At 62.8% G+C, this 24,569-nt stretch carries 22 protein-coding genes and 2 pseudogenes; 12 read left to right on the forward strand and 12 right to left on the reverse strand.

Annotated features, from left to right (window positions below):
• Positions 1–16: 16 nt before the first annotated feature.
• Together C444_RS13880 and C444_RS13885 are read right to left on the reverse strand one after the other, a co-directional pair.
• Positions 17–946, reverse strand: a complete 930-nt coding sequence (locus C444_RS13880; protein WP_004593590.1) for a carbohydrate ABC transporter permease — start codon at positions 944–946, stop codon at positions 17–19.
• Positions 943–2,007: a carbohydrate ABC transporter permease gene (locus tag C444_RS13885; RefSeq protein WP_004593591.1), complete on the reverse strand. Its 1,065-nt coding sequence runs from the start codon at positions 2,005–2,007 to the stop codon at positions 943–945. Before C444_RS13885 ends, C444_RS13880 begins: the two co-directional genes overlap by 4 nt.
• Before the next feature lie 567 nt (positions 2,008–2,574).
• Between C444_RS13885 and C444_RS13890 the strand changes: the two genes are divergently transcribed.
• A complete protein-coding gene (locus tag C444_RS13890) occupies positions 2,575–3,981 on the forward strand; it encodes a class II fumarate hydratase (protein WP_004593592.1) in 1,407 nt (468 codons plus the stop codon).
• Positions 3,982–4,256: 275 nt separating this feature from the next.
• On the opposite strand, the gene C444_RS13895 is transcribed toward C444_RS13890, so the two are convergent.
• Positions 4,257–4,760 carry a GNAT family N-acetyltransferase gene (locus tag C444_RS13895; RefSeq protein WP_004593593.1) on the reverse strand — a complete coding sequence of 168 codons (504 nt, stop codon included), beginning with the start codon at positions 4,758–4,760 and terminating at the stop codon, positions 4,257–4,259.
• Between the two features lie 159 nt (positions 4,761–4,919).
• On the opposite strand from C444_RS13895, the gene C444_RS13900 reads away from it, so the two are divergent.
• Positions 4,920–5,216, forward strand: coding sequence for a DUF5789 family protein (locus C444_RS13900; protein ID WP_004593594.1), 297 nt, complete (start codon positions 4,920–4,922; stop codon positions 5,214–5,216).
• Between the two features lie 33 nt (positions 5,217–5,249).
• Here C444_RS13900 and C444_RS13905 read toward each other — a convergent pair whose 3' ends face one another.
• Positions 5,250–6,044, reverse strand: a complete 795-nt coding sequence (locus tag C444_RS13905; protein ID WP_004593595.1) for a DUF7537 family lipoprotein — start codon at positions 6,042–6,044, stop codon at positions 5,250–5,252.
• Between the two features lie 88 nt (positions 6,045–6,132).
• Between C444_RS13905 and gatE the strand changes: the two genes are divergently transcribed.
• Positions 6,133–8,004 (forward strand): Glu-tRNA(Gln) amidotransferase subunit GatE, encoded by a 1,872-nt coding sequence (gene gatE, locus C444_RS13910; protein ID WP_004593596.1) that lies wholly within the window; start codon positions 6,133–6,135, stop codon positions 8,002–8,004.
• On the opposite strand, the gene C444_RS13915 is transcribed toward gatE, so the two are convergent.
• Positions 8,001–8,420, reverse strand: a complete 420-nt coding sequence (locus tag C444_RS13915; RefSeq protein ID WP_004593597.1) for a DUF7344 domain-containing protein — start codon at positions 8,418–8,420, stop codon at positions 8,001–8,003. The two genes, gatE and C444_RS13915, sit on opposite strands and share 4 nt — an antisense overlap.
• A 64-nt stretch (positions 8,421–8,484) precedes the next feature.
• Positions 8,485–8,970, reverse strand: coding sequence for an HTH domain-containing protein (locus tag C444_RS13920; protein WP_004593598.1), 486 nt, complete (start codon positions 8,968–8,970; stop codon positions 8,485–8,487).
• 374 nt (positions 8,971–9,344) lie between these two features.
• Between C444_RS13920 and C444_RS13925 the strand changes: the two are divergent.
• From C444_RS13925 to C444_RS22770, 3 genes and pseudogenes are all read left to right on the forward strand, one after another.
• Positions 9,345–11,156 (forward strand): annotated as a pseudogene (locus C444_RS13925) (PAS domain-containing protein); the annotation flags it as partial.
• Between the two features lie 122 nt (positions 11,157–11,278).
• Positions 11,279–11,464: pseudogene (locus tag C444_RS22985) on the forward strand (bacterio-opsin activator domain-containing protein); the annotation flags it as partial.
• A gap of 45 nt (positions 11,465–11,509) precedes the next feature.
• On the forward strand, positions 11,510–11,743 hold the full coding sequence (locus C444_RS22770; protein WP_239641308.1) for a helix-turn-helix domain-containing protein: 234 nt from the start codon (positions 11,510–11,512) through the stop codon (positions 11,741–11,743).
• A 3-nt stretch (positions 11,744–11,746) separates the two neighbouring features.
• On the opposite strand, the gene C444_RS13930 is transcribed toward C444_RS22770, so the two are convergent.
• Both C444_RS13930 and C444_RS13935 read right to left on the reverse strand, forming a co-directional pair.
• Positions 11,747–12,472, reverse strand: coding sequence for an RNA methyltransferase (locus tag C444_RS13930; protein ID WP_004593599.1), 726 nt, complete (start codon positions 12,470–12,472; stop codon positions 11,747–11,749).
• On the reverse strand, positions 12,469–12,993 hold the full coding sequence (locus C444_RS13935) for a hypothetical protein (RefSeq protein ID WP_004593600.1): 525 nt from the start codon (positions 12,991–12,993) through the stop codon (positions 12,469–12,471). Before C444_RS13935 ends, C444_RS13930 begins: the two co-directional genes overlap by 4 nt.
• Before the next feature lie 265 nt (positions 12,994–13,258).
• On the opposite strand from C444_RS13935, the gene C444_RS13940 reads away from it, so the two are divergent.
• The gene (locus C444_RS13940; RefSeq protein WP_004518753.1) at positions 13,259–14,218 is read left to right on the forward strand and encodes a transcription initiation factor IIB; all 960 of its coding nucleotides are present in this window, start codon (positions 13,259–13,261) and stop codon (positions 14,216–14,218) included.
• A 138-nt stretch (positions 14,219–14,356) separates the two neighbouring features.
• Positions 14,357–14,689: a hypothetical protein gene (locus C444_RS13945; protein ID WP_004593601.1), complete on the forward strand. Its 333-nt coding sequence runs from the start codon at positions 14,357–14,359 to the stop codon at positions 14,687–14,689.
• Positions 14,690–14,802: 113 nt separating this feature from the next.
• Here C444_RS13945 and sop2 read toward each other — a convergent pair whose 3' ends face one another.
• Both sop2 and C444_RS13955 read right to left on the reverse strand, forming a co-directional pair.
• Complete coding sequence (gene sop2, locus C444_RS13950; RefSeq protein WP_004593602.1) at positions 14,803–15,513, reverse strand: sensory rhodopsin II; 711 nt, start codon at positions 15,511–15,513, stop codon at positions 14,803–14,805.
• Between the two features lie 2 nt (positions 15,514–15,515).
• A complete protein-coding gene (locus tag C444_RS13955) occupies positions 15,516–17,771 on the reverse strand; it encodes a methyl-accepting chemotaxis protein (protein WP_004593603.1) in 2,256 nt (751 codons plus the stop codon).
• A gap of 266 nt (positions 17,772–18,037) precedes the next feature.
• Between C444_RS13955 and C444_RS13960 the strand changes: the two genes are divergently transcribed.
• The 3 genes from C444_RS13960 to C444_RS13970 all read left to right on the forward strand — a co-directional run bounded on the left by C444_RS13960 (position 18,038) and on the right by C444_RS13970 (position 21,359).
• Positions 18,038–18,994, forward strand: a complete 957-nt coding sequence (locus C444_RS13960) for an NADPH:quinone reductase (protein WP_004593604.1) — start codon at positions 18,038–18,040, stop codon at positions 18,992–18,994.
• A gap of 95 nt (positions 18,995–19,089) precedes the next feature.
• Positions 19,090–19,800 carry an SDR family oxidoreductase gene (locus tag C444_RS13965; protein ID WP_004593605.1) on the forward strand — a complete coding sequence of 237 codons (711 nt, stop codon included), beginning with the start codon at positions 19,090–19,092 and terminating at the stop codon, positions 19,798–19,800.
• 221 nt (positions 19,801–20,021) lie between these two features.
• Entirely contained in the window at positions 20,022–21,359 is a 1,338-nt protein-coding gene (locus C444_RS13970) for a sodium-dependent transporter (protein ID WP_004593606.1), read from the forward strand.
• Between the two features lie 514 nt (positions 21,360–21,873).
• Here the strand turns inward: C444_RS13970 and C444_RS13975 are convergent.
• Complete coding sequence (locus C444_RS13975; RefSeq protein WP_004593607.1) at positions 21,874–22,854, reverse strand: DMT family transporter; 981 nt, start codon at positions 22,852–22,854, stop codon at positions 21,874–21,876.
• Positions 22,855–23,078: 224 nt separating this feature from the next.
• Between C444_RS13975 and C444_RS13980 the strand changes: the two genes are divergently transcribed.
• Complete coding sequence (locus tag C444_RS13980; RefSeq protein WP_004593608.1) at positions 23,079–23,870, forward strand: helix-turn-helix transcriptional regulator; 792 nt, start codon at positions 23,079–23,081, stop codon at positions 23,868–23,870.
• A gap of 54 nt (positions 23,871–23,924) precedes the next feature.
• On the opposite strand, the gene C444_RS13985 is transcribed toward C444_RS13980, so the two are convergent.
• Positions 23,925–24,548: a uracil-DNA glycosylase family protein gene (locus tag C444_RS13985; RefSeq protein ID WP_004593609.1), complete on the reverse strand. Its 624-nt coding sequence runs from the start codon at positions 24,546–24,548 to the stop codon at positions 23,925–23,927.
• Positions 24,549–24,569 lie beyond the last annotated feature (21 nt).

The raw sequence follows: 24,569 nt of genomic DNA on the forward strand, positions 1-24,569 counted from the left end.
GTGAATACCTCCGTGATTACTCTCCAGCGACGCCTTTCGCGAACTGTTCGCCGAACACGATGTAGACGAGCAGCGTCGGCAGTGCTGCGACGATGGCGCCTGCCATCGTGGTGTTGAACGACTGAATGACCCCACCAGTGAGCGCCGCGAGGCGCTGGGTCGCCACCTGCGAGGCCGGCTCGTTAATGAGCACCAGCGCGAACAGCAGATCGTTGTACACCTGCGTGAACTGGTAGATGAGCGTCACCGCGAACATCGGTAGCGACAGCGGGAGGATGATGTTGCGGTAGATGCTGAACGCACTCGCGCCGTCGAGGCGAGCGGCCTCAATCATCTCCTCGGAGATGCTCTGGTAGTACGACCGGAACAGCAGCGTACAGATCGGTATCCCGTACGCCGCGTGGGTAACCGACAACTGCAGCAACTGCACGTAGCCGTTGCGGCTCGGATACTGCCAACTGCCGCCCGTGATAAAGCCGAAGAGGGTGTTGACGAATCCCTCGACTAGTCCGGGGAACACTTGGAACCAGAACTGTGCCAGCGGGACCAGCACGGCCTGATAGGGGATGAAGATGCCTGCGATGATGAGCACGACCACGCCGACTTGGCCGCGCCAGCTGATCGTCGTCAGCCCGTACGCGGTCAGGCTCCCAAGCAGCGCCGACATGATCGTCGCCGGAATCGCCATCAGCAGCGAGTTCAGCAGCCCCGGCCGGAGCGTGTTCCAGGCGGTACTGAGCGCTTCGAGCGTGAACCCGTCAGCGCCCGGGGGCGCGAACGGGAGCGTCCGTGCGAACGCGCTCTCGGTCTTGAACATCGTCATCACGGCCGTCTCCACCGGGAAGAGGTAGAAGACGATGCCCGCCAGCAGGAGGACATACAGGCCGATACGGCTGTTCTCTGTACTGCGGAGTTCGTCGATGAAATCCCCGTCTCTGATACTCATAGTTCACCCCGTCGGTATTCGCTGTACAGGTACGGTCCGATGACCAGCAGCGCGAGGGCAAACAGCACGATAGCGACGGCTGACCCGTACGCCCACTGGAGACTGTCGAACGCGACCCGATACATCATCGTCGCCAGAATGTCCATGTTCGCCCCCGGCTGTGAGCCACGGAGCGCGTAGATGAAGTCGAACGCTTTCAGCGCAAACACCATCAGCACCACCGACGCGGACACCGCGGAGGCGCGGAGTTGCGGGATGATGACCCGCGCGTACATCCGAACCGTTGACGCACCGTCGACCCGCGCGGCCTCGTAGTGTTCGGTCGGAATCGCCCGAAGGCCGGCGAGGAAGACGACCATCGCGTAGCCGCTGAACTGCCAGATGAGCGCGAAGATGACCGCCGCCAGTGCGGTCGTGTTCCAGGAGAGCCACTGTATGACCTCGGCGTTGACCCCGGCCGGGCGGAGCAGCCCCACGATGACCCCTTCGAGATTGAACACCCGGAGGAGCTGATTGAGCACGCCGTTGCGGGCGTTGTACACCCACGCCCACATCGTCGCCGTGACGACGAACGAGAGGCTCATCGGGAGCAGGTAGATCGTCCGGAACGTGTTCTCAAAGCGTATCTGTTGGTCGATGAGGATGGCCACGAACAGGCCAAGCGCCAGACAGAGGACGGTAAACACGACGAGTAACACCACCGTGTTCTGTGCCGCCTGCCAGAACGCTCCGTCGTTCAGCATGCGGCTGTACATACTGAAATCGAACGTCTCGTACTGTGCACCGCCCAGGCCGTTGTAGTCGGTCAGCGACAGGAGGAAGTTCCAGGCGATAGCGCCGTACACGAAAAAGCCCGCAAACAGGACTGGCGGCAGCCAGAACGGGGCGGATTCGATGAGTTCCCACTCGACCGGCAGTGAGTTCCGGAGCGAGTCGGTCCGGCTCGTTTTCACCGTCGCCCCGCCGTCTGTTGCCAGTTGGTCGCCGTCCGATTCGTCTCTCGATACCGCCGACCGGAGCCTACCTCCGGTGGCGAGGAGTCTACTGAGTATCTCGCGCATGGTTTGTCAGTGGTTCGCCGACGTGAGTTCGCCGTCCATCGTCCCGACGGATGTGTCGTCAGTCACATAGTCTCGCCAGCCAGCACGCACGTAGACCATCTGACCTGCCCAGCCTGTCGCACCAACACAGGCTGGCAGGCGGCATGGGAACGCCAGGTGACGGGTGTGCCATCCCGTCGTCGTGCCGGGCGGGCGAGCGGTTGCAACACGGCGGGTACACCGGCTGCGAGCGATTGCGATGTGTCACGTCCGTCGGTGTCCCTCGGACCCCGACAGCCGACGACGGCAGCAACACACCGCCGTCACCGGCCATTGTGGGGGGCATCAGTCATGAACGTCTCTGTGGCGTCGAACTCATGGTAAGTGGAGAGAGATTCTACTTAATATTTCCGAATGATAATACACGTTTATCCAAGTCACGGGTTCTGAGCCCCACGGTCTCCGCTGTCCAACCGGGGACTCGTGGTGTTTAGTGATCGACTGTCCCGGCATTTACAGGTCTGTAGCGAGTGGTGTCCCGACTCGTACCGGTGGGTTTTACGACCGGGCGGACCACCCCCCGGACGTATGACCGACGAGTACCGGACAGAGCAGGATAGTCTCGGTGAAATGCAGGTGCCAGCCGACGCGTACTGGGGCGCACAGACGCAACGTGCCGTCGAGAACTTCCCGATCAGCGATGTGACCTTCGGGCGGCGGTTCATCCGAGCGCTCGGTGTCGTCAAGAAAGCGGCCGCGCAGGCGAACCGCGACCTCGGAACGGTTCCGGCGGACAAGGCTGACTGTATCGTCGAGGCCGCCGATGAGGTCATCGCCGGCGAACACGACGACCAGTTCCCCGTCGACGTGTTCCAGACCGGGTCGGGCACGTCGTCGAACATGAACGCCAACGAGGTTATTTCTAACCGCGCCACAGAGCTATACGGCGGAGAAATCGGGACCCGCGAGATCCACCCGAACGACCACGTCAACTTCGGCCAGTCCAGCAACGACGTGATTCCGACGGCGATGCATATCGCCTCCCTCGAAGCGGTCGAGAAGGACGTCATTCCGGGCCTGAAGACGCTGCGTGACGAACTTGAAGCCAAAGAGGAGGAGTTCGACAACGTCGTCAAGACCGGGCGAACCCACCTCCAGGACGCGACGCCGGTGACGCTGGGCCAGGAGTTCTCCGGCTACCGCACGCAGGTCGAGAAAGGCATCTCCCGCGTCCAGGACGTTCACGGCCGCCTCGCCGAACTCGCACTTGGCGGAACTGCGGTCGGGACCGGACTCAATACCCATCCCGAGTTCCCCGAAAAAGCCGCGGCGTACATCAGCGAGGAGACCGACCTCAACTTCCGCGAGGCGGACAACCACTTCGAGGCGCAGGCCGCCCACGACGCGATGTCGGAAGCCCACGGCGCGCTCCGGACGGTCGCCGGCTCACTGAACAAGATCGCCAACGACCTCCGTTTGCTCGCGTCCGGCCCCCGCAACGGCCTCGGCGAGATCGACCAGCCGGAGAACCAGCCCGGCTCCTCCATCATGCCAGGGAAGATCAACCCCGTCGTCGCCGAGGCGGTCAATCAGGTCCACAAACAGGTCGTCGGTAATGACGCCGCCGTCTCGGCCGGCGCAGCCGAGGGCCAGATCGACCTGAACCTCTACAAGCCCGTGCTGGCCTCGAACTTCCTGCAGTCAGCCAAGCTCATCGCCAACAGCAGCGCGGTGTTCGGCGAGAAGTTCGTCGCCAAGCTCGAAGCCGACGCCGACCACTGCGCCGAGCGCGTCGAACAGAGCATGGCGCTGGCGACGGCGCTCAACCCCGCCATCGGCTACGACAAGGCATCCAAGGTCGCCAAGAAGGCCCTCGCCGAGGAGAAGACCATCCGCGAGGTTGTCCTCGAAGAGGGGTATCTCGACGAGGACGAGGTCGACGACGTGCTCGACCCCGCAAAGATGACGAAGCGCGGTATCCTCGGCGACGAGTAGCGAGGGGCGCGCGAAGCGCGGCCCTCATTAGTGCGAGCGGGGAGCGATAGCGACCCGCGAGTAGCGAGAGCCGAACGGAGTGATGGCTCTCGTACCGGAACTGCGCCGTGAGGCGCCGTGGAGGCGTTCTAAAGGACGCTCCCTCGGTAACGCGAGCAGCGGGGGAGCAGCGAACAGTAGCGTCCGCCGCTGTGTCTCTGTTTTCTGGTCGGTTCTGTGCCGACAGTCAGCCGTCACTGCGGGGACACAACATCAGGCCACCGTGACCGATGCGTCTAGACCCGCGACTCGGCTTCAAGGACGTAGCGACTTTCGGGGTAGCGCTCGCCACCGATATCGGTCTCGCTCTCGTCGACGAACTCGAACCCGAACCCCTCGTAGAACTCCGCGCCGGGATTGTTCGCGGAGAGGACCATCGCGTTAATCCGGTCGATGTCGTGCTCGAACAGCTCGTCGCAGGTCCGCTCCAAGAGAGTCTGGCCGATACCCTCCCGACGGTGGTCGGGATGGACGTACAGCCGGAGAATGTACCCCACGCTGTCGGTTTCGTGCCACGTAGCGTGTGCGAACCCGACGACTGACTCGTCGCGTTCGGCGACGAGCAGGAGCGTCTGCGATTCGACCAGTTCCGATTCAAGCTGTTCAGGAGCATACCAGTCGTGAACGCCGTCTTCGGCCGTCTCGCGCGAGAGGATATCCGGGTAATCCGTCTCCCAGGCCGCCGTGGCGACCCGACTGATGGCCATCACGTCGTTCGGCGTTGCCGTCCTGACTGTCATGTGAAAACATATGTCATAGCTTCGGATATGCTTTCCCCGCTCAAGTGGGTTGAAGCGTCATATCCCACCCCCTTGACCGTGTTCGGTCGGCAGAAGGGATGAGGGGACAATCCAAATTCATAATCTTTTTTAATTATGGTTGCGCTGTATATCACATAGATGCGTTACTCCGAAACGCTGCAGTTGTTCGATCAGGCCTGTGATTTCCCGGCGGACCACGCCACTATCGTTCAGCAGCTCGGCGATGTCGAGCTGGTCGCCCAAAACGGCGACTCCGTGGAAATGAGTGAGGTGTTGGCTCGGACCAGCGAAGCCACGTACCAGTCCTCAGAGGGACTGTACAACTCTCTCGTCGGGAACCTCGATGACGATTTCATCGGTCGGAAGTACTACGACGACCGGGCCGGGAGCACGTCCGGAACCGACGAAGTTCGAACCGAAACGGACCGCCTGTAGCCGCTGGCGTGGATTGTTGCGTGCTGGACCCGCTCAGTCCACCGGGGTAGATTCGTTGAGCCACGCCGGCCGCGCCACTGTCGTCTCGCCGATATCCTCGTACCAGAAGCTGTATTCGACAAGGCGGTCCGCTGTGCGATACCGGACATCGAATCGGCGCACGAGGCCATCAGGTTCGATTACCAGTTCGATGTGGAACTCCGCTACCTGGGCTGTTGTTGGAACCTCGCCGCCGGAGCCACGAATCCGATAGGCTCGGCTGCCGTCGCTGTTGATGGCGGTCGTGGAACTCCGATTGACTACTGCGTAGCGGTTCAGGTAGAAGGCTGTCCGGTAGGCGTACTTGTCACGGGTGAATCGGACCTCGCCGCGCTGGCGCTCGACAGTGCCGTTGTCACGGCGTTCATACCAGTTGGTGCCGTCGGAATATGTCGACTGTTCGTACCGCTCGATGGTCCCGTTCGCGTCGGTCGTCATTCTGACCATCTCGTCACGGTAGCGCGTCGGTGACTCGACGGCAACAGTCTCTTCGCGCCGGACAGAACTGCTGTCGTTCCCGATTATGAGCTCGGTGTAGCGTTCGTTCAGGGTGTAGGTAGTGCCGTTGAGCGCCTGCCGGTGGGCGGCCGACAGGAGCGCGACGTTTTCGAGGCGCTCCGTGGTAACGCCGGGCGGCGGGCCCAGCGTCGTCGCCGTGTCCGACTCCGCCGCAGTCGGAACCGGGGCTGGCGTGACGGTCCCCTGGTCGACGGTATCAGCACCGACGAAGGCGTTACAGCCGGCGGTCAGGAGAAGGACGGCTACTGCGGCTGTCGGCAGCCAGCGCATACGGACAGTGAGGGCGAGACAGGCAAAAGGGCGGCGGCGAGCACGGGAAGGGTGCGTTTTTTGGCCCCCGGTCCCGGACACCTCGACAATGACTGAGTACGACTACGAGGAGCTGGGGCTCGTCGCCGGCCTGGAGATCCACCAGCAACTCGACACCGCGACGAAGTTGTTCTGTGACTGTCCGACGACGATCCGCGAACCCGAGGAGAGCGAGCGCTCCTTTACCCGCTATCTGCACCCGACCAAGAGCGAACTCGGGGAGATCGACGAGGCGGCGCTGGAGGAGAGCATGGTCGACCGGGAGTTCGAGTACCTGGCCTACGACACGACCTGTCTCGTCGAGGAGGACGACGAGCCGCCCCACCGCGTCGACCGCGAGGCGACCGAGACGGCGCTGGAAATCGCCCAGCTGCTGGACATGTCCGTTGTCGATCAGGTGAACGTTATGCGCAAGATCGTCGTCGACGGCTCGAACACCACGGGGTTCCAGCGCTCGATGCTGGTCGCTAACGACGGAGCCATCGAGACGAGCGCCGGCCCGGTCGGTATCGAGGACATGCTACTGGAGGAGGAGTCCTGCCAGCGCGTCGAGGAGACCGACGACGGCGTCCGGTTCTCGCTCGACCGGCTCGGAATTCCACTCGTGGAAATCGGGACGAAGCCCGACATCAGTTCGCCCGAGCAGGCCCGCGAGGCCGCCGAGCGCATCGGGATGTTGCTACGTTCGACCGGAAAGGTCAAGCGCGGCCTCGGGACCATCCGGCAGGACGTGAACGTCTCTATCGAAGAGGGCGCACGGATCGAGCTGAAAGGCGTCCAGAGCCTCGATGACATCGACGACCTCGTCCGCAACGAGGTCCGCCGGCAGGTCGAACTGCTGGACATCGCCGACGAACTCGCCGAGCGTGGCGCTTCGGTCGGCGAGCCACAGAACGTGACCGAGATGTTCAAGGACACTGACTCGGGCGTCATCGAGGGCGCGCTCTCCGCGGGCGGCGACGTGCAGGGCCTGCTGCTGTCTGGCTTCGACGGCCTCGTCGGCCGCGAGATTCAGCCCGACAGGCGGCTCGGGACCGAACTGTCCGACCACGCCAAGCGCCACGGTGCGGGCGGCATCTTCCACACCGACGAACTCCCGGCCTACGGCGTCACCGAGGCGGAAGTCGAGGCGTTGCGGGACACTGTTGGAGCCGGCCCCGAGGACGCTGTCGCCATCGTCGCCGACGACCCCGAGACCGCCGAACTGGCTATTGAGGCCGTCGCCGAGCGGGCCGAGACGGCGCTCGAAGGTGTCCCGGAAGAAACGAGGGACGCGAACGAGGACGCCACGTCGCGGTACCTCCGTCCGCTCCCGGGCGCGGCACGGATGTACCCCGAGACGGACGTGCCGCCGGTCGAGCCCGACGTAACCGAAGTCGAGACCCCGGAGCTACTTACACAGAAGGTCGACCGATACCAGAGTGAGTTCGACCTCGGTTCCGGCCTCGCCGAGCAGGTCGCCTACGGTCAGCGGTGGCCGCTGTTCGAGGCACTGGTTGAAGGCGAGGGCGTCGACCCGACGCTGGCCGCCGGCACGCTGGAATCGACGCTGACCGAACTCCGCCGCGACGACGTGCCCGTGGGGAACCTCACCGACGAGCACCTCCGAGAAGCGATTCTGCTAGTCGACGGCGGAGATGTGCCCCGCGAGGGGATGGAAGATCTCCTGACGGCACTCGCCGAGAACCCGTCGCTGACTGCCGAGGCGGCCGTCGAGCAGGAAGGACTGGGCGGTGTCGACGAGTCAGAGGTCCGTGACGCCGTTGCCGAGGTCGTCGAGCGCCACGAGGACCAGGTCGCCGAGGAGGGGATGGGCGCGTTCTCTGCGCTGATGGGCGAGTGCATGGGCGCACTCCGTGGCAAAGCTGACGGCGATACGGTGAGCGACGTGCTGCGCTCGGAGATACAGAAGCGGGCTTAATTGCGTCGCTCGGGCTTCAGGGCGTCGATATCGATGGTGGCCGGTGTCAGCCCGTTACCGCTCGCCGACAGGTCGTGTTCGATTGTCGATTCGAGCAGCGGGGCGAGGGCTGACGCGTTCGGCCCGATATCGACCATATCTTCCGACTGATTGTACTCGACGACACCGGCATCGACCAGCCGCGGAAGGTGGTTGTGATAGAGGGCCGTGTAAATCTTGAGCCGCTCATCGCGGTACTGTTCGGCCGGTGTCCCGTGTTCGAATTCGGTCACCGTGTCCGTAAGCACAGCCAGTGAAACCGGTGTCGTGTACTGTGAAAGCCCGTAGAGGAAGTACCGGCGGTAATGTGACGACAGGAGCGACAGTCGGTCGTCCAGTGGCAGCGAGTCCGGGATCTCGGTTTGTTTCGTATTCATTTTGGTTGGTGTGGTGCTGGATGGGGACAGTTATCGTGTCAGGTTCGGGGCGGTTCGAACGCTATTAGACCACGGTACGCTCATGCTCAAGTTCGTCGGTACTGTCTGTGGTATCCGCGAGGTGGCTGACACGGTCGGCGACGCGATGGACCGTTCCATCCCGCGTACAGGGGGCGACGTGCTGGAGGGCACCGTCAGCGTATTCAGCGAGGGCCAGTGTCGGCAGCGTGATGACGTTGACCGATTCATCAGAAACCATGTTCGTCACCGGGTGCTGCCAGTCGAAGGCGTCAAGCGAGGCATCAGAGTCGCGCTCCCACTGTTCGAACATGGAAAGCCGTTCCAGCAGGTGTCGCCCCTTCGCAGTCCGCTGTGCGAGTTGCGGTTCGATCCGACGCCCCCAGATCAGTATCGATAGTTCCTCGATACGGCCGGCGTCCTCGAGCGCCTGTAACCGATCAAGCACGTAGTGCTGTTGTTGCGTTGCGTCTTCCGGACACAGGGACCGGACGAACAGTTCGACGCGAAATGGATTGGCAGTTGAATCCATAGTGACGTGATGCGTAGCTTGTAGGCCGCTACAGTGGTAACTGTCCTAAGTACTCTCTCTAGGCCCCTAGAATAAATCGGGGCGAGACGGAACCATACCTGATATATCCGGATACACTGATAATTGGTTAGTATGTGAATGTTTAGTGGTCGTTTTGTCAGGCCCTCGTTCAGATACGCCCCCTTTCACAGCCCAGTGTGTCCTAATTCGGCATACTATTCATCACGGGCATGTGCCCATCAGAAATATTAATATCCCAACTGGACACCGGGCGTTAAGTGGCTCGCCGCCACACTTGTCACATGGCCCCGAGTGTCATAGATGGCTACGATGTCCCCGCTCTGTACGGGCCAGCCATCGATACACTACCCCTCATGTTTGCGGTCGTAGATGCGTCCGGGGTGATTCTCTCGACGAACGAGACATGGAACGAATTCGGCCGGGCAAACGGAGCAGCGCCGACGCCGAATACGCTCGGCGTGAACTATCTCGACGTCGCTGACATGGCTGACGACACGACTGGGCAACAGGCAGCCGACGGGATCAGGGCCGTCCTCGCTGGCGAGCAATCCTCGTTCGAACTCGAGTATCCGTGTCACACGCAGTCAGCGAAACGGTGGTTCCGGCTGTACGCTGCTCCGTTCACCATCGATGGGGAGACGTTCGCGTCCATCGCACATATCGACATCACGGCCCGGAAGCAACGGGAGTCGGCGCTCGAAGCGGCCTACGACATCTGTACCGATTCGAGCCGGACGTTCGCGGAGCAACTCGACACGCTGTTAGAGCTCGGCTGTGAGACCCTCGGTTCGTCGTTTGGGACGCTCTCCCGGGTCCACGGTGACGAGTACGTGTTCGAGGCAGTCACTGCACCGCCGACCGCCGACCTGGAAGCCGGCAGAACGACTAGCATTGAGGACCTCCCGAACTGCAGGCACGTCGTCGAACACCGCGAACCGCTCGCGATCAGGGACGTCGAGGCGGACGCCCCGGACCTCGCTGACCCGGAGTGGGGCATTGCAAACTACATCGGCGCGCCCGTCATCGTCGATGGGGCCGTGTACGGGACGTTCTGCTTCTACGGACTGGAGCCACGCGCGGCGGAGTACACGCAGTGGGACCTGACGTTCGTCCGGTTGCTCTCCGACTGGGCGGGCTATGAACTCGAACGACAGCGCCACACGGAACAGCGCGATGCGTTGAACACCGCTCTTCCGGACCCCAGTTTCATCATCGACGCAGAAGGGCGGTTTCTCGACTGTTTAACCGACCCCGAGACGATGCTGACGGTAGACGAGACGGACACGCTTGTCGGCCGGACGCTGCACGAGTGGCTTCCCCGCGACACCGCTGATTCATTACTGGCGACCGTTCGTGCAGCCCTGCGGACCGAATCGTTCCAGTCCGTGGAGTACGAACTGCAGGCACCCGGTGGCGAGCGGTGGTTCGAGGCGCGGGTCGCACCGCTGGAAAGCCGCACGTACGACCTCGATACCGTCATCTTCGTCGCTCGGGACATCACTGCGCACAAGGACCGCCAGGCCGAACTCGAACGGCAGCGGGACGAACTCAGGCAGGCACAGCGGCTCAACGTGCTGGGCCGAGAGATAGCGAAGGCGCTACAGGACACACAGACCCGCGAGGAAATCGAATCGGCAGTGTGTACCCATCTCACTGAATCGGACCTGTATCAGGCCGTGTGGACCGGGAGTCCCGAGAGTGCCACGCGTATAACACTGGGTGCCGCTGCTGGGGTTGACACTGCAATGCCAGAGCAGATCTCGCCCGGCGAGCACAGTCTCGCGATAGACGCCATCGACACCGGCGAGATCCAAGTCGTCGAGGACATCGCCGACGTGTCGACCCAGTCGGACGGGATGGATCACCCACTGATCGCAGACCACAGCTCCGTCGCGGCAGTTCCCCTGACAACTGGTGAGACCACGTACGGCGTACTGATGGTGTACGCATCGGCCAAGGCCACGATTGGCTGTCGTGAGTCGGACATCCTGGCCGATCTGGGGCGACTTATCGCGCTTTCCATCCAGCGCGTCCACAGTCAGCAGTCACTGCAGGCGGCGACGACCGTCGAGTTAGAGTTCCTAACGCCAGATTCCGACGGTGTCTTCACCGACCTCTCCACGATGCTCGACTGTTCGTTCACGCTCGAACAGCGCGTCCCGACCAGCTCCGGAAGCAGCCTCCACTACGTTCGCGTCAACGGCGCAGACACTGATCGGGTTGTCAGGTACTCACTGAAACGGCGTCGGTCGAGTCCTGTACTGTCGTCGAGACAGCGGGAAAGAACCGAGCGCCCCTGCTCGAAGTCGCGCTCGACGAGATATCCGCATCGCCGCTCGACACGCTCGCAGATTACGGCGGGGCCGTGCGGCGGGCCGTCGCAGCGGACGGCGACCTGCGGTTCACTGCGGAGATGGCACCAGATATCAACGTCCGCGCCGTCGTTGAGGCGATCCAGGAGGGAACGCCCGGGACAGAGCTGCGGAGCAAGCAGTACGTCGACCAGTCAGTCTCGACGGTGACTGACTTCCGGACACGGATACGCGACCGGCTGACACCGAAACAGGCCGCCGCACTCAAGACTGCCTACGCACGCGGCTACTACGACTGGCCGCGAGGGAGCGCCGCGGAGGAACTGGCTGAGACACTCGACATCTCCGCGCCGTCCTTACACTACCGTTTGCGGAAGGCCCACGACACTGTTATCGGCGCGCTGTTCGACTCCGGAACCGGCCCCGAGAAACTCGACTGATCCTCAGTCGTCTTCGGCACGCTCGATTCGCTGTCGAGCCTGCCGGAACAGACCGCGAAGCGTCTTCGTCTCCCGACCGGTCGGTTGCGCACGCCCGAGCACCCGCCGGAACAGCCGCCGGGCCTTGTGTTGTTTCTCTTCGGGGTGACCGATAGCACCGAGGAAGCGGTCGAACTCCTCGTGCAGTCCCTCGACAGCCGGCGTCTCGGCGAGCGTATGCAGTTCCTCGGGGTGCTGGGTCTCGGCAACAGTTAGCTCGCGGAGTTCATAGAGAACGATGGTGGCCGCCTGGCCGAGGTTCAACACGGGATAGGACGCGCTGGCCGGGATAGAGCAGATGACATCCAGCCGTGCGAGTTCGTCGTTCGAGAGCCCGACCCGCTCGCGGCCGAAGACGACGCAGATATCGCCGTCGACGTCCCGAAGCGAGTCGGCCAGGTCGGCCGGCGTCGTCGCCGGATACCGGACGTGGTTGGCGGGGTCCTCGTTCGTCGTCGCCGTGCAGGCGACGGTGTGGTAGTTCTCGACGATGTCGTCGAACGTCACCGTCCGGGCGTTCGGGAGGATGTCGTCGCGAGCTTGCCCGGCAAAGCCGTACGCCTCACCGTCCGGGTCCAGCTCCGGCGGGTCAACGAGCAGCAGTTCCGACAGACCGAAGTTCTTCATCGACCGGGCGATAGTGCCGACGTTGCCCGGCGTCTCCGCATCGACGACGGCGACCGATATCATACGTCCAAGTCGCTGAGGTCCATATCAATCGTGTCGAGGTCGTCCTCGTCCATCTGCTCGACCTCCGCTTCGAGCCCAGGAATCGCTTCGTCCCTGTCGGGAGCCTCCGGCAGCGCCGTCGGGTCCTCGTCGACGTGTTCAAGGCCGACATATCCTTCGGGGGCGCGGTTCCCGTCAAGGAACCACTCGTGGAAGGCCGAGGCCAGGTCAGCATCGCCGGCGTAGGCCTCGCCGCCTGCCTCGCGGAACCAGTAGATGAAATCCGTCTCGTGGTCCGAGCAGACGACAACCTCGCCCATCGGCTCTCCGTAAATAGCGTCCGCGACGTTGCACTGCTCGATGTCTTCGTCGCCGTGAATTAGCCAGCAGGCGTCACAGGGGTCGACCACTCGCTCTGCGAGCACCAGTAGCCGCTGCCGGGTCTCCGGCTCCATCGTCTTGAGCGGACGGACCTGTCCGTCCGGCCCAAGCACGTCCTCGTCGAAACGCCAGCCCCGAAGCCCGATATTGACCTTGCTCATACCGCAAGGTGGGGGAGTCCCGGACTAAAAGAGCGCGATATACCGGGCGAACAGCGCCGGTCCGTCCGCGCTCCATCGTCATCATGGAACGAGAACGAGGTGTGACAGCCGGTTACACCCATCGGTCGCTCGAAAGATAGACAGTTCTAGCTAAATTTAACATGATTGTTCCAACTAGCATTCACACACGGCGTCCAAATCAGGCAAAACTGTCGGCCTCGCCCAAACATTTATACGTGATTGGCTTTTCTCCGTAAAAGAACACATGGAACGGCCGACGCGCCAGCGGGATTCTGAACAGGAGGAACGCGAGGAGGAGTCCGAGAGCACGGGCCAGCAGACCTGCCCCGAGTGTGAGTCGGAGTCCATATCTAGCGACGGCGGTGGTGAACTCGTCTGCGAGGACTGTGGCCTCGTCATCGAAGACGAGAACATCGACCGCGGGCCGGAGTGGCGGGCGTTCAATCACTCCGAACGCCAGTCCAAATCACGCGTCGGAGCCCCCACGACCCAGACGATGCACGACAAGGGGCTGACCACACAGATCGACTGGAAGGACAAGGACGCCTACGGTCGGTCGCTCTCCTCGGAGAAGCGAAGCCAGATGCACCGCCTCCGAAAGTGGCAGGAGCGCATCCGAACCAAGGACGCCGGCGAACGAAACCTGCAGTTCGCGCTGTCGGAGATCGACCGGATGGCCAGCGCACTCGGTGTCCCACGGTCGGTCCGGGAAGTCGCCTCGGTCATCTACCGACGTGCGCTCAACGAGGACCTCATCCGCGGTCGGTCCATTGAAGGCGTCGCCACAGCCTGCCTGTACGCGGCCTGCCGACAGGAAGGCATCCCACGAAGCCTAGAGGAAGTTTCGGACGTCTCCCGGGTCGAACAGAAGGAGATCGGGCGGACGTATCGATACGTCGCCCAGGAGCTCGAACTGAAGATGGAACCGGTCGACCCCAAGCAGTACGTCCCGCGCTTTGCCTCCGAACTGGAACTCTCCGAGGAGGTCCAGTCGAAGGCCAACGAAATCATCGACACCACCGCCGAGCAGGGCCTGCTCTCGGGGAAATCACCGACCGGCTACGCCGCCGCCGCCATCTACGCCGCCTCGCTGCTCTGTAACGAAAAGAAGACCCAGCGCGAGGTCGCTGACGTGGCTCAGGTGACGGAAGTCACCATCCGGAACCGGTATCAGGAGCAGATCGAAGCGATGGGCATCCACTGACCGGCCGCGCGTCTTTTCACTCGATACCCTCGCTGTCCGCCGTTCACTCCACGTACTGCCAGCTACAGCACAACACGGGCGGTCGGTACAGGATTGGTAGCAAGGTAGAGCTATCTGTCTGGACAGCGAACTGTAGGTATGCCTGTGTCTCCCTCACAGAAACGGATCGCACTTCTCGTCATCGGACTGGTGATCCTCTTTGCACCTGCGCTGTTTGTCCTCGCCACGCTCGAGTTTCTCATCCTATCCGGCAACCTCGCACTCAGCGAGATTTCGCTCCTCGAGTTCGTCGAACTGTATCTCATCGACCTCGTGCTGTTCGTCCTGCTCGGGTACGGCGTCTACCGGCTGACGTTCTGGCTGATCAAAGACCAGCTTCCAGACGCACTCGATACCGTCGGCGAGACCGAGGCCGCCGGCGCGACTGATGAAGTAGAGACCACTGGGACTGTCAGTGAAGAGCAGTCCTGACTGGGCACTGGTGCGTCGTCTGAGGGTATAATAACTCACACATAAAACTGGGCCGCTCACAGCACCGAAGGCCGCCCACACCAACGAGGGCCGCTCCTGCGGTCGGCCCCTCGCTAGTCTCCCGCAACCGACGTCGGCTCCTCGGCAGTCTCGCCAACTGAGCCGAGGTCCATCATCGCCAGCAAGGCAATGACGCCGAAGCCGACTTTCGTGACCACATCGAGGTACACGATCACGAGTGTCGCGGTTTCGACGTCCATTAGCCCCAGTCCTGCCGCACCGAGCAACCACACGACCGGATACACCATCCAGAGGACAATGACGAAGTTCCGGAGCGTGCGGTACAGGCTGATCTCGATGTCTGACAGGGTAGACTTCGCAGCCACTGCGATGTTCCGGTAGAGGAGATAGATGACGCCGCCGAACAGCGCTGCGCCGACTGCGAACAGCGCGTAGCTGATCGGGGATGGCGTGACTGCACCGGCAAATCCAAAGACGATGGTCAACGCCTGCAGGACGACGAGCTTTACCGTGTCCTGCCGGCTCGCGCCAGCGAGCAGCGCCAGGAACCAGACGTTGAGCGGCGTCGTCAACAGCCAGTCAGCGTAACGGATCACATACACCGTGTGGCCCTCGCTCTGTATCGACCCGAAGCCAAGCGCCATCAGAGCGTAAGCGACGATTGCGATACCCGGAATCGCGATCAACAGCAGGTACCGCTTTCGCGTCTCTTCGGGGACGAGCGTGTAGCCGTACGCCAGCACGGCCGTCCCGAGCAGTTCACCCAATAGTCCCAGCGTGAACCAGGTCGTTATCGTTGCCATTGTTAGTCGTCCCCCACCACAGCCGTGCTGTCAGTATCCGTCCCAGCCGAATTTTCGACAGTGAAGCGGTCCAGGAGCGATTCGAGGTCGTCAGCGCGCTGTCGGAGCTCCGTCGCCGAATCGGACACTTCGTCGATGGACGCGGACTGGTCCTGTGCCGCGCCGGCCACCGTGTCCGCCTCCGTCGCCGTCTGCTGACTGATCGTCGTCAGGTCGTCGATGGTCCCCATCACGTCCTGTGCGGTCCGGGCCTGCTCCTCGGTCGCCCGGTCGATCTCTTGGATTCCGGTGTCGACCTCCTCGGTGTACTCGACAATCGTCTCCAGCGCGTCGACGGTCTCCTCGACCGTCGAGACGCCTTCGGTGATCCGGGTGCTGGTCGACTCCATCGTCTCGACGGTGTCGCCGGCCTGCTCCTGGATACCTTCGATGCGCTGTTCGATGTCGGCAGCAGCCTCTTTGGTCTCCTCTGCGAGGCCCTTGATCTCGTCAGCGACAACGGCGAACCCTTCACCGTCCCCGTCGGCGTGGGCGGCCTCGATAGACGCGTTCAGCGCGAGCATGTTCGTCTGCTCGACGATGCTCGTGATGACGCCGACGATCTCGCCGATCTCGTCGAGTTCGTCGTCGAGCGCGTTGATCTCCTCGACGGTCTCGCCGGTCTCGTCCTCGATGGCGCTCATCTCCGCGATAGCTTCCTGTGCGGCTTCGCGGCCGTCCTCACCGACCTCCGCGGCCGACTGGGACGTGTCGGCGACTTGCTGTGCGGAGGAGGCGACCTGCTGTGCGGTCGCCGAGAGGTTCTGCATCTCGGCGGCCGCCGATTCGAGCCCCTCGTTTTGCTCGGTCGTCCCCTCGAAGATCTCGTTGATCGACTTCGACACCTGTTTGCTGGCCCGGTCGACCCGCTCCGCGTTCGAGTTGACGCGGTCGCTGGACTGGATGACGTTCGTCGCGAACGCCTTCATGTCCGCGATGGTGTCTTCGAGCGCATCCAGCGTGGTGTTGATGTCCTCGCCGACCTCGGCCATTGCCTCGTTCATACTGTCCGTGTCCACCCGTGCGGTGAGGTCGCCGTTGGCGGCGGCCTCGAGCGCGTCGCTGTACTGCTGGGCCTTGAGTTCGAGGTGGCCGGTCAGCGCCTCCATCTCGTTGCGCTCGGACTCGACGTCCTCACGGGCGGCTTCCGCCTGCTCTTTGGCTCGTTCGGCCTCCTCGCGGGCCGTTTCGGCCTCCGAGATCTGCGTCCGGAGGTTCGTCCGCATGTTGTCAAACGCCGCGTACAGCGTCCCGAACTCGTCTTCCCGCGACGTTTCGAGGTTGATGTCGAGATCGCCGTCGGCCATCGCTTCGGCCTTCGCGGAGAGCCGCCGAAGCGAGGCGATCGTGTTCCCGCCGATCGTGACCCCGATGAGTCCGAGGTTGACGACGGCCAGCAGAATGAGCCCGATGAGGTCGGAGTTGATCTGGTCGCTCAGGGCGTAGGCGACCTCCGGGTCGGAGTGGACCATGACGACCCAGTCCTGTGATTCGAGCTTGGTGAGCCCCATCAGCATACTGTCGGTTTCGTGGAAGGAGCTCTCTCCGGGTTTGAGCGTCCCGAGCGGGTCCGACTCCATCTGCGAGATCGGTGCCGTCGATCCGATCATCGAGGTGTCGGGGTGGGAGACGAACTCGCCGTCAGTGCCGACGACCGTGGTAAAGGACCCCTCGCGCTGGTTCGAGATCTGGTCGGCCTTCGCCCCGAGGTTGATCATGTACACGAGCGCTCGGTCGTCGGCCCCGGGAATCGGCGAGACGACGGCGATTATCGGGTGGTCGACGAGCGACACGGAGAACGGCTTCGTCACGTGCGTGTCGTCCGGCCCCTCGAACTGCGGCGGGTTCGTGGCGAACGGAGCCCCCTGCTCTTCGGCGTTCACGCCGATGAAATCCCGGTTCGAGCTGGCGCGGATCTCGTTCGTTTCGGTGTCGAGGTAGTGCACCGCGACCACGCCGGGCGGCAACTCCTCGTTCGTCTGTAACCGCTCCAGCCGTTGCTGTTTCTCCGTGCCCGTCCCCTCGGTGAACACGGGGAGTCGCGACGTCGACCGGACGTTCCGCCGCGATGTCGTCAGCCAGTCGTCCAACTGTGCGGCCTGTGTCTCTGACAGCGCCGTGATGTCGTCCGCAACGTCTTCCTCTAAGGTTGCGGACGCCTGCACGCTCGTCAGGACACCGACGGCGATAATGACGAGTATCGCGAGCGAAAGCGCCACTCCGAGCCTGGCGGCGTAACTGCCAGCGATAAAACTCGGGAGTGGCGAGTCCCTATCTGGTTCCATCAGCCAATGCTATGGAAAGATGCTAATAAAGCGTTGTTACGCAATTCTCATGGCTGATAAGCACTGTGGCCGTCGCCGGTATCGGATTCCCTCGCCGCGACGCCCGGTGAAAATGCAGGCTGTTCCGACGTCGCGTTCAGTCGGGCTCGGTGCGGTCCCGTGGGGAAACGTTTTCCCGATACCACCTGACCCATGTCTCAATGCGTGCTGTACGATTCCACGAATACGGCGGAACGGACGTGCTCCGCGTCGACGACATCGAACGACCCACCCCAGGTCCGGAGGAGGTCCTGCTTGAGGTCGAAGCAGCGGCTGTCAATCCGGTCGATACGTACTTCCGAACCGGCGACTACGAACCAGCAGAACTGCCCTGGATACCCGGCTCAGACTGTGCCGGGACCGTCGCCGCGACCGGCGAGCGCGTGGCCACCGTCACCGAGGGTGACCGGGCATTCGCGACCGGACTGGGCAACTGGCTCCAGGGAACCTGCGCGGAGTACGTCACTGTTCCCGAATCGCATCTGGCACAGCTCCCCGAAGGGGTGTCCGCCGAAGCGGGCGCGGCCGTCGCGCTCGTCGGCGTCACCGCCTGGCAGACGCTCGTCGACGCCTGCGCGCTGGAGCCGGCCGAACGGGCGCTGATTCACGGCGGCAGCGGCGGCGTCGGCCACGTCGCGGTCCAGTTGGCCGCGGCAAACGGGGCACAGGTCACCACGACCGCCTCGCCGACCTACCACAGTCAACTGACCGACCTCGGCGCGGACGACGTCTTCGATTACGGCCGGGACGACCTCGCCGACGCGGTGATCGATGCGGGCACGCCGGACGTTATTCTCGACCACCGGCTCGACGACTACCTCGCGTTCGACGCTGAGGTAGCCGCCCAGGGCGCTCGGATCGCCGCCATCGGCAACACCGACCTCGCGGCGACCTTCGAGAACGTCCCGCGATGCCGGGCGAAAGCCCTCAGCGTCCACCACGTTTCGATGTTCAACACCCCAGAGTTTGGCGCAGTGCTGGACCGGTTAGCGACGCTCATGGCCGACGACGAACTGTCGCCAGTCGTCGCCCGGCGTTACGACCTCGAGGAGGTCCCGGCCGCTCACGAAGCCGTGCTGAACGACAGCTTCCTCGGCAAACTCGTCGTCACGCCGTAGACCGGCTACTGCGGACCCTCGCCCTCGGTTTACTGGCCCGGCCCTCGCGTTTCCAGGGATGGGCATTTATCCGCTTACTATCCGTTGACAGATGTATGTCAGTCGAATTGAATTTCGACGGCGAGGTAGCACTGGTTACGGGTGTCGGCGGGGCGCTGGGCAGCGCGGTCGCAAACGCGTTCCTCGAAGCCGGGATGACCGTCTGTGGCAGCGACATCATCGAACCGAACACCGAGGACTTCCTGCTGTCCGATCCCGACCGCGTGGATTTCCACCAGGCGGACTTCAGCGACGAGGGCGACGTCTCCGAAACCATCGACGCGGTCGTCGACGAGCACGGGCGGCTGGACTACCTGCTGAACATCGCCGGGACCTGGCGCGGCGGCACGCCGATCCACGAGACGGACGTTGACACGTTCGATTTCCTGTTCGACGTGAACCTGAAGACGATGTTCCTGGCGTCGAAACACGCCATCCCGCACCTGCAGGAAACCGAGGGCGCAATCGTCTCCGTCTCCGCGCGGTCGTCGCTGGAGGGCGGCGAGGGCGACGGTATCTACCGGGCGTCGAAGGCCGGCGTCCGACTCCTGACCGAGACTATCGCTGAAGAGAATCTCGGGGCGGTCCGGGCCAACGCCGTCATGCCGAGCGTCATCGACACGCCGATGAACCGCGAGATGATGCCCGACGCTGACTTCGAAACGTGGGTCGACCCAAAAGATATCGCCGACGTACTCTTGTTCCTCTGTTCTGACGCCGCAACCGTGACCAGCGGGGCGGCGGTCCCGGTGTACGGCGAGGTCTGATATTGTTGGCTATATCTGGTCTGCCTGCGCTGGCCATAGCCCGTGTTTCTCGTAGTCACGTATCCGCGCTGTCGAGAACCGGTGGGCAAATGGGAATTGGTGCAGATATCCCGGCTGCTGTTTGGCTTCGCAAATAATATTTATATTCTGATATTACGGCGTAGTATTGCGAATCGGAATCACGGTGGTTTTTATACCCCAACATAATAAGCCGCATCACAATGAGTGACAGAGAAACGTGGGCCTCACGGCTCGGGTTCCTTCTCGCAGCGATCGGTAGCGCAGTTGGCCTCGGAAACATCTGGCAGTTCCCGTTCAAGACCGCGACAAACGGCGGCGCAGTGTTCCTCGTCTTTTATCTCGCCGCCGTGTTGCTCATCGGCTTCCCGGCAATGCTGGCAGAGTTCATCATCGGACGGCGAACGAACCGCAATGCCGTCGACGCGTTCGCTGAACTCGGATTCAAGCAGTGGCGGGTCATCGGTGGCCTGGGGGTCTTTACGGGCTTCTGGATTCTCTCGTATTACAACGTCGTCGGCGGATGGGTCATGCGGTATATCCTCGGAAGCGCGACGGGCGCATACTTCGGAAACTCCGCGGAGTACTTCGGCGCTATCTCCAGTGGTCCAGAGGCCGTCGCCGGGCAGGCGCTGTTCCTGCTGATCTGTGTCGGCATCGTCGCAGTGGGTGTCGAGGACGGTATCGAGAAGGCGACAAAGGTGATGGTCCCCAGCATCGTTCTCCTCATGCTCGGGATGGCGGCCTGGGTCACCACGCTTGAGGGTGCAGGGGCTGGCTACAGCTACTTCCTCTCACCGGACTTCTCCACGCTGGCGGCGAACGCCGGCGACCTGATCCCGTTCGCAGTTGGACAGGCGTTTTTCACCCTCTCGCTGGGGATGGCGGCCATGATCACCTACTCCTCGTACATCGGTGACGACGAAAGCCTCCCGGTCGACGGCGGCATCATCGTCGTGACGAACACGATGGTCGGTGTGCTGGCCGGGCTGGTCGTATTCCCGATCCTCTTCGCTATCAACGTCAGCCCCGACACCAGCGGTCCGTCGGCCATCTTCGTCGCGATGGCGTCGGCGTTCCCACAGCTCCCCGGGGGGCGACTCCTCGGCGTCGTGTTCTTCGGCGTTGTCCTCATCGCCGCGATCTCCTCCGCCATCAGCCTTCTTGAGGTCGCAGTCTCCTACGGCGTCGACAACACGTCATATTCACGAGTGTCACTGTCGGCAATGCTCGGGGTTGGGCTGTTCGTTCTTGGGCTGCCGTCAGCCTGGGACCTGGCGTGGTTCGGTTGGTTCGACACGCTCGCGTACAAGCTGTTCCTCCCGCTGTCAGTGCTGCTCATCCTCGTGTTCGTCGGCTGGGTGCTCTCCTCGGACGCGGTTGCCGAACTCCGACAGGGGACGGGTGGACTCCGGACGTTCGGTCCGGCCTGGCTCTGGATGGTCCGAACGGTGGTCATCCTCGGCGTCATCCTGACGCTGGGCCTCGGCCTGCAGACGCTGTTCCTCGCTGAGGACCCCGCGATCATCCCGCCGATATAAACGACGCACAGCATCGGTTTCCCGCGGACCGTCTTCTCGACGACTTGTAGTGACCGCTCGGTGTGCGGTCGTCGCGGGAAACAGTGACAGTACATCGGCAGGCTAGACAACTTTTCGCGGGCTGTTTTGTCCAGCCGTGGCAGGTTATATGTACGTGAAGTAGGGCCGTACGCCCCTCACGAACCGCGGTGGCGTAGATACACACCGCCGAAAAGACAGACTGTTGCCACTAGCAATAGACCACCGCTTAGCACATCGCTGAGGACCCCGGAAACACCGGGACGTTCCACAAGCCCGAAGGTACCCTCAAACGCTATCGACTGAACCACTAGCGCCAGTCCGCCTATCGGTATCAATAGTCGTCGAATGCGTATACTTTCGCCGCCACTCATGTCATTGGGATTGTATGGCGGTGGAATGAATGCTTTGCTGAATCTCCCTGGCTGATGGACGCGGCGTACGGCCTAGTTTAAATAAGGGAGACAGCAGGCATTTGATGCCCTAACCGGCCATCTCAGTCGGACTCGAATCCGCGTCGTTCGTCCCCAATCCTGAGACTTTCGGACACAGTGTCAGTCTCGGCAGTACTACCCGGAAGTACTTCGCGGATATCGACCGACTCGCTGCCGAGTACGACGAATCCGGTGAAGATAGTCAGGAAACCCGCTACTGCGGTCGGGGTGATCGCCTCGCCAAGTACGGCCCACCCGCCGAGCGTCGACACGACGGGGACCACGTAGAAGATGAGGTTAGCCTGGATTGCACCGGTGACATCGAGCAGGCCGAAGTAGGCGATGTAGGCGATTGCCCCAGCGAAGATACCGACGTACAGCAGGGCCGCAATTGCAGTCGGCGACCAAACCGCCGTGGCCGCCGACTCGCCCATGCCGATGCTCAGCGAGTGACAGAGCGCGGCGGCAACGGGGAGCGCCCACGCGGTCCGGACCGTACTCGACAGGCCACCGTCGGACCACCGGATGAGGACGCTGCCCAGCGCCGCGCTGGTCGCGCCGGCGAACAGGATGAGCTTGCCGATGCCCCCGCTCAGGAGCATCGCCGGGTCGGGACTGACGACGAGGCCGACGCCGAGCAGGCCGATAGCCATGCCGAGGCCGCCGCGGGCCGAAAGTCGTTCGTCGGAGAGCAGGAAAGCGGCGAACACCGGCGTCAGTATCGGATTGAGACTGAAGATGATAGCGGCAACCGCGCTGGTGGCGGACTGTTGGCCCACGAATATCAGCGCGTTCGCGAGGCCGAGCGCGAACAGGCCCGTCGAGAGAATCCCCAGCACATCGCCACGGGTCTGCGGGAGCAGTTCGTCCCGGGATCGCGTCACGACGACGTAGCCGAGGAGCACGACGGCGGCGATATCAAACCGGAGGGCGACAAACAGAAGCGGCGGGAGGTACGACAGTCCAGCCTTCGCACCGACGAAAGTCCCGCCAAGCAGGACACTGGCAACGGCAGCGAGGGCGACCGTCCGGCGCGAAATCATGCCACCACCTCGTATATGTTTTCTGAAATAACTGCACAGCCGACAGAGAGAGTCCGTGGAGAAACCTGAGTCATCGTACTCTACAGTATGATATCGAGACGTATAGTCCCGTTTAGAAAATCTTACATAACGCGAAACGGCCGAACACCCATGGCGGATATGCACGGTGTGAAATAATTTCACACTGCGAAAGCGCTTTAGGACGGACTCCCCAACGCGACGGTATGGAATCGGCGCTCGAAGAGATCGAGTTCCTCGCGCTCTCCTCGAACCGGGTCGAGGTGTTACGGCTTCTGGCATCGGAACCGCACTCACGCGGGGAACTGGCGGCCGAAACCGGCGCGTCACAGGCGACGCTCGGGCGTATCATCGCTGACTTCGAGGAGCGGTCGTGGATTCGCCGAACAGGGGGCGAGTACGTCGCCACAGCGACGGGGCGCATCGTCGCTGACGGGTTCACCGATCTGCTCGACAGCCTCGAAACCGAGCAACGACTGCGGGACATCGTTCAGTACCTCCCCACTGATGCGATGGACTTCGACCTGCAACATCTGGCCGACGCGACCATAACCGTCCCGAGCCAGACGCGCCCGAACGCGCCGGTCCAGCGGTTGCTCGACCTGCTTCGAGATGCCGAGGAAGTCCGAACGTTCTCCCATGCGTTCAACGACCAGGCGATTCGGGTCGTTCAGGAGCGGGTCAGCGCCGGCGAACAGCGATTCTCAGGTGTGTTCTCGCCCGGCGCAATCGACGCGCTGGCGGCGGACGACCGGCTCCGGCACCGGCTCGAATCGCTGCGTACCGAACCGGACGCGTCAGTCCGGGTCCGGAACGACGGTGTGCCACTCGCGGTGATGATCGCCGACGACGTGGTGCATCTACTGTTGCGGGACGACAACGGCGTCCTGCAGGCGTCGATCGATACGAGCGCCCCGGCCGTCCGCGAGTGGGCTATCGAGACGTTCGACACATACTGGGCGTCTGCGGAGCCGCTTTCGGACGAGTGGTCGCTGTAACTACTGTTTCAAGTCACTGAGCCATTACTGCCGGAGAAATCAGTCGAGTCGCAGCTACCGGACCAGATACGGATCGTCGTTCGGCAGGAACCGTCCGAGGTCCGCCTCGCGGCGATAGTCGGTTTTCAGCAGTGCCGTCAGTGCGTCGACGAGGGCATCTTCGTCGTCTTCAGTCCACTCCGCTGGCTCTTTGATCGGGTAGACGAGCCAGCCGCTGCCGACGACCTCCGTGGCATGGAGGGCGTCCATGTCTATGGAGTCGGTCGGCTCCGATGTCGTATTCGCAAACACGTGTCTCGTGGCGCGCTCGCCGACGGGCAAAAGGACGTGGGCGGTGATGGCCCGGAGTTCCGTATCGAACAGCGGTTCGAGGTCGTCGTAGTCCGCGTCTGTCGGCGGGTCACCACCGCACATGTACAGATACGACAGGTACGTCTTGTCGACAGTCGGCGGAGTGCCGGCCTCGACGAGCAGTCCGGCCTCGACAAGCGCCCGCTGGAGGCGCTCGCTCGCGGCATTGTCGGTAAACGGGATGCCTGAGGTCGCGCCACCGTGGACGCCGGGGTGGTCACCGATGACGTGGAAGTGGGCGTTGGCGTCGCCGTACCCCGGCACAAACGGCTCACACGGGGCGTCGAAGCCGAAGGGGTTGTGCTGGCGGGCCGTGACGTTCTTCACGCGCGAAAGCAACGGGCCACT

The organism is Haloarcula japonica DSM 6131 (genome assembly GCF_000336635.1).
In the GTDB taxonomy this organism is placed as follows: Archaea; Halobacteriota; Halobacteria; order Halobacteriales; family Haloarculaceae; genus Haloarcula; species Haloarcula japonica.

Excerpts from the sequence above, each read along its gene's own strand:
- C444_RS13880 (WP_004593590.1), bottom strand. The coding sequence starts at position 946 with ATGAGTATCAGAGACGGGGATTTCATCGACGAACTCCGCAGTACAGAG.
- C444_RS13885 (WP_004593591.1), bottom strand. The coding sequence starts at position 2,007 with ATGCGCGAGATACTCAGTAGACTCCTCGCCACCGGAGGTAGGCTCCGG.
- C444_RS13890 (WP_004593592.1), top strand. The coding sequence starts at position 2,575 with ATGACCGACGAGTACCGGACAGAGCAGGATAGTCTCGGTGAAATGCAG.
- C444_RS13895 (WP_004593593.1), bottom strand. The coding sequence starts at position 4,760 with ATGACAGTCAGGACGGCAACGCCGAACGACGTGATGGCCATCAGTCGG.
- C444_RS13900 (WP_004593594.1), top strand. The coding sequence starts at position 4,920 with ATGCGTTACTCCGAAACGCTGCAGTTGTTCGATCAGGCCTGTGATTTC.
- C444_RS13905 (WP_004593595.1), bottom strand. The coding sequence starts at position 6,044 with ATGCGCTGGCTGCCGACAGCCGCAGTAGCCGTCCTTCTCCTGACCGCC.
- gatE (WP_004593596.1), top strand. The coding sequence starts at position 6,133 with ATGACTGAGTACGACTACGAGGAGCTGGGGCTCGTCGCCGGCCTGGAG.
- C444_RS13915 (WP_004593597.1), bottom strand. The coding sequence starts at position 8,420 with ATGAATACGAAACAAACCGAGATCCCGGACTCGCTGCCACTGGACGAC.
- C444_RS13920 (WP_004593598.1), bottom strand. The coding sequence starts at position 8,970 with ATGGATTCAACTGCCAATCCATTTCGCGTCGAACTGTTCGTCCGGTCC.
- C444_RS13930 (WP_004593599.1), bottom strand. The coding sequence starts at position 12,472 with ATGATATCGGTCGCCGTCGTCGATGCGGAGACGCCGGGCAACGTCGGC.
- C444_RS13935 (WP_004593600.1), bottom strand. The coding sequence starts at position 12,993 with ATGAGCAAGGTCAATATCGGGCTTCGGGGCTGGCGTTTCGACGAGGAC.
- C444_RS13940 (WP_004518753.1), top strand. The coding sequence starts at position 13,259 with ATGGAACGGCCGACGCGCCAGCGGGATTCTGAACAGGAGGAACGCGAG.
- C444_RS13945 (WP_004593601.1), top strand. The coding sequence starts at position 14,357 with ATGCCTGTGTCTCCCTCACAGAAACGGATCGCACTTCTCGTCATCGGA.
- sop2 (WP_004593602.1), bottom strand. The coding sequence starts at position 15,513 with ATGGCAACGATAACGACCTGGTTCACGCTGGGACTATTGGGTGAACTG.
- C444_RS13960 (WP_004593604.1), top strand. The coding sequence starts at position 18,038 with ATGCGTGCTGTACGATTCCACGAATACGGCGGAACGGACGTGCTCCGC.
- C444_RS13965 (WP_004593605.1), top strand. The coding sequence starts at position 19,090 with ATGTCAGTCGAATTGAATTTCGACGGCGAGGTAGCACTGGTTACGGGT.
- C444_RS13970 (WP_004593606.1), top strand. The coding sequence starts at position 20,022 with ATGAGTGACAGAGAAACGTGGGCCTCACGGCTCGGGTTCCTTCTCGCA.
- C444_RS13975 (WP_004593607.1), bottom strand. The coding sequence starts at position 22,854 with ATGATTTCGCGCCGGACGGTCGCCCTCGCTGCCGTTGCCAGTGTCCTG.
- C444_RS13980 (WP_004593608.1), top strand. The coding sequence starts at position 23,079 with ATGGAATCGGCGCTCGAAGAGATCGAGTTCCTCGCGCTCTCCTCGAAC.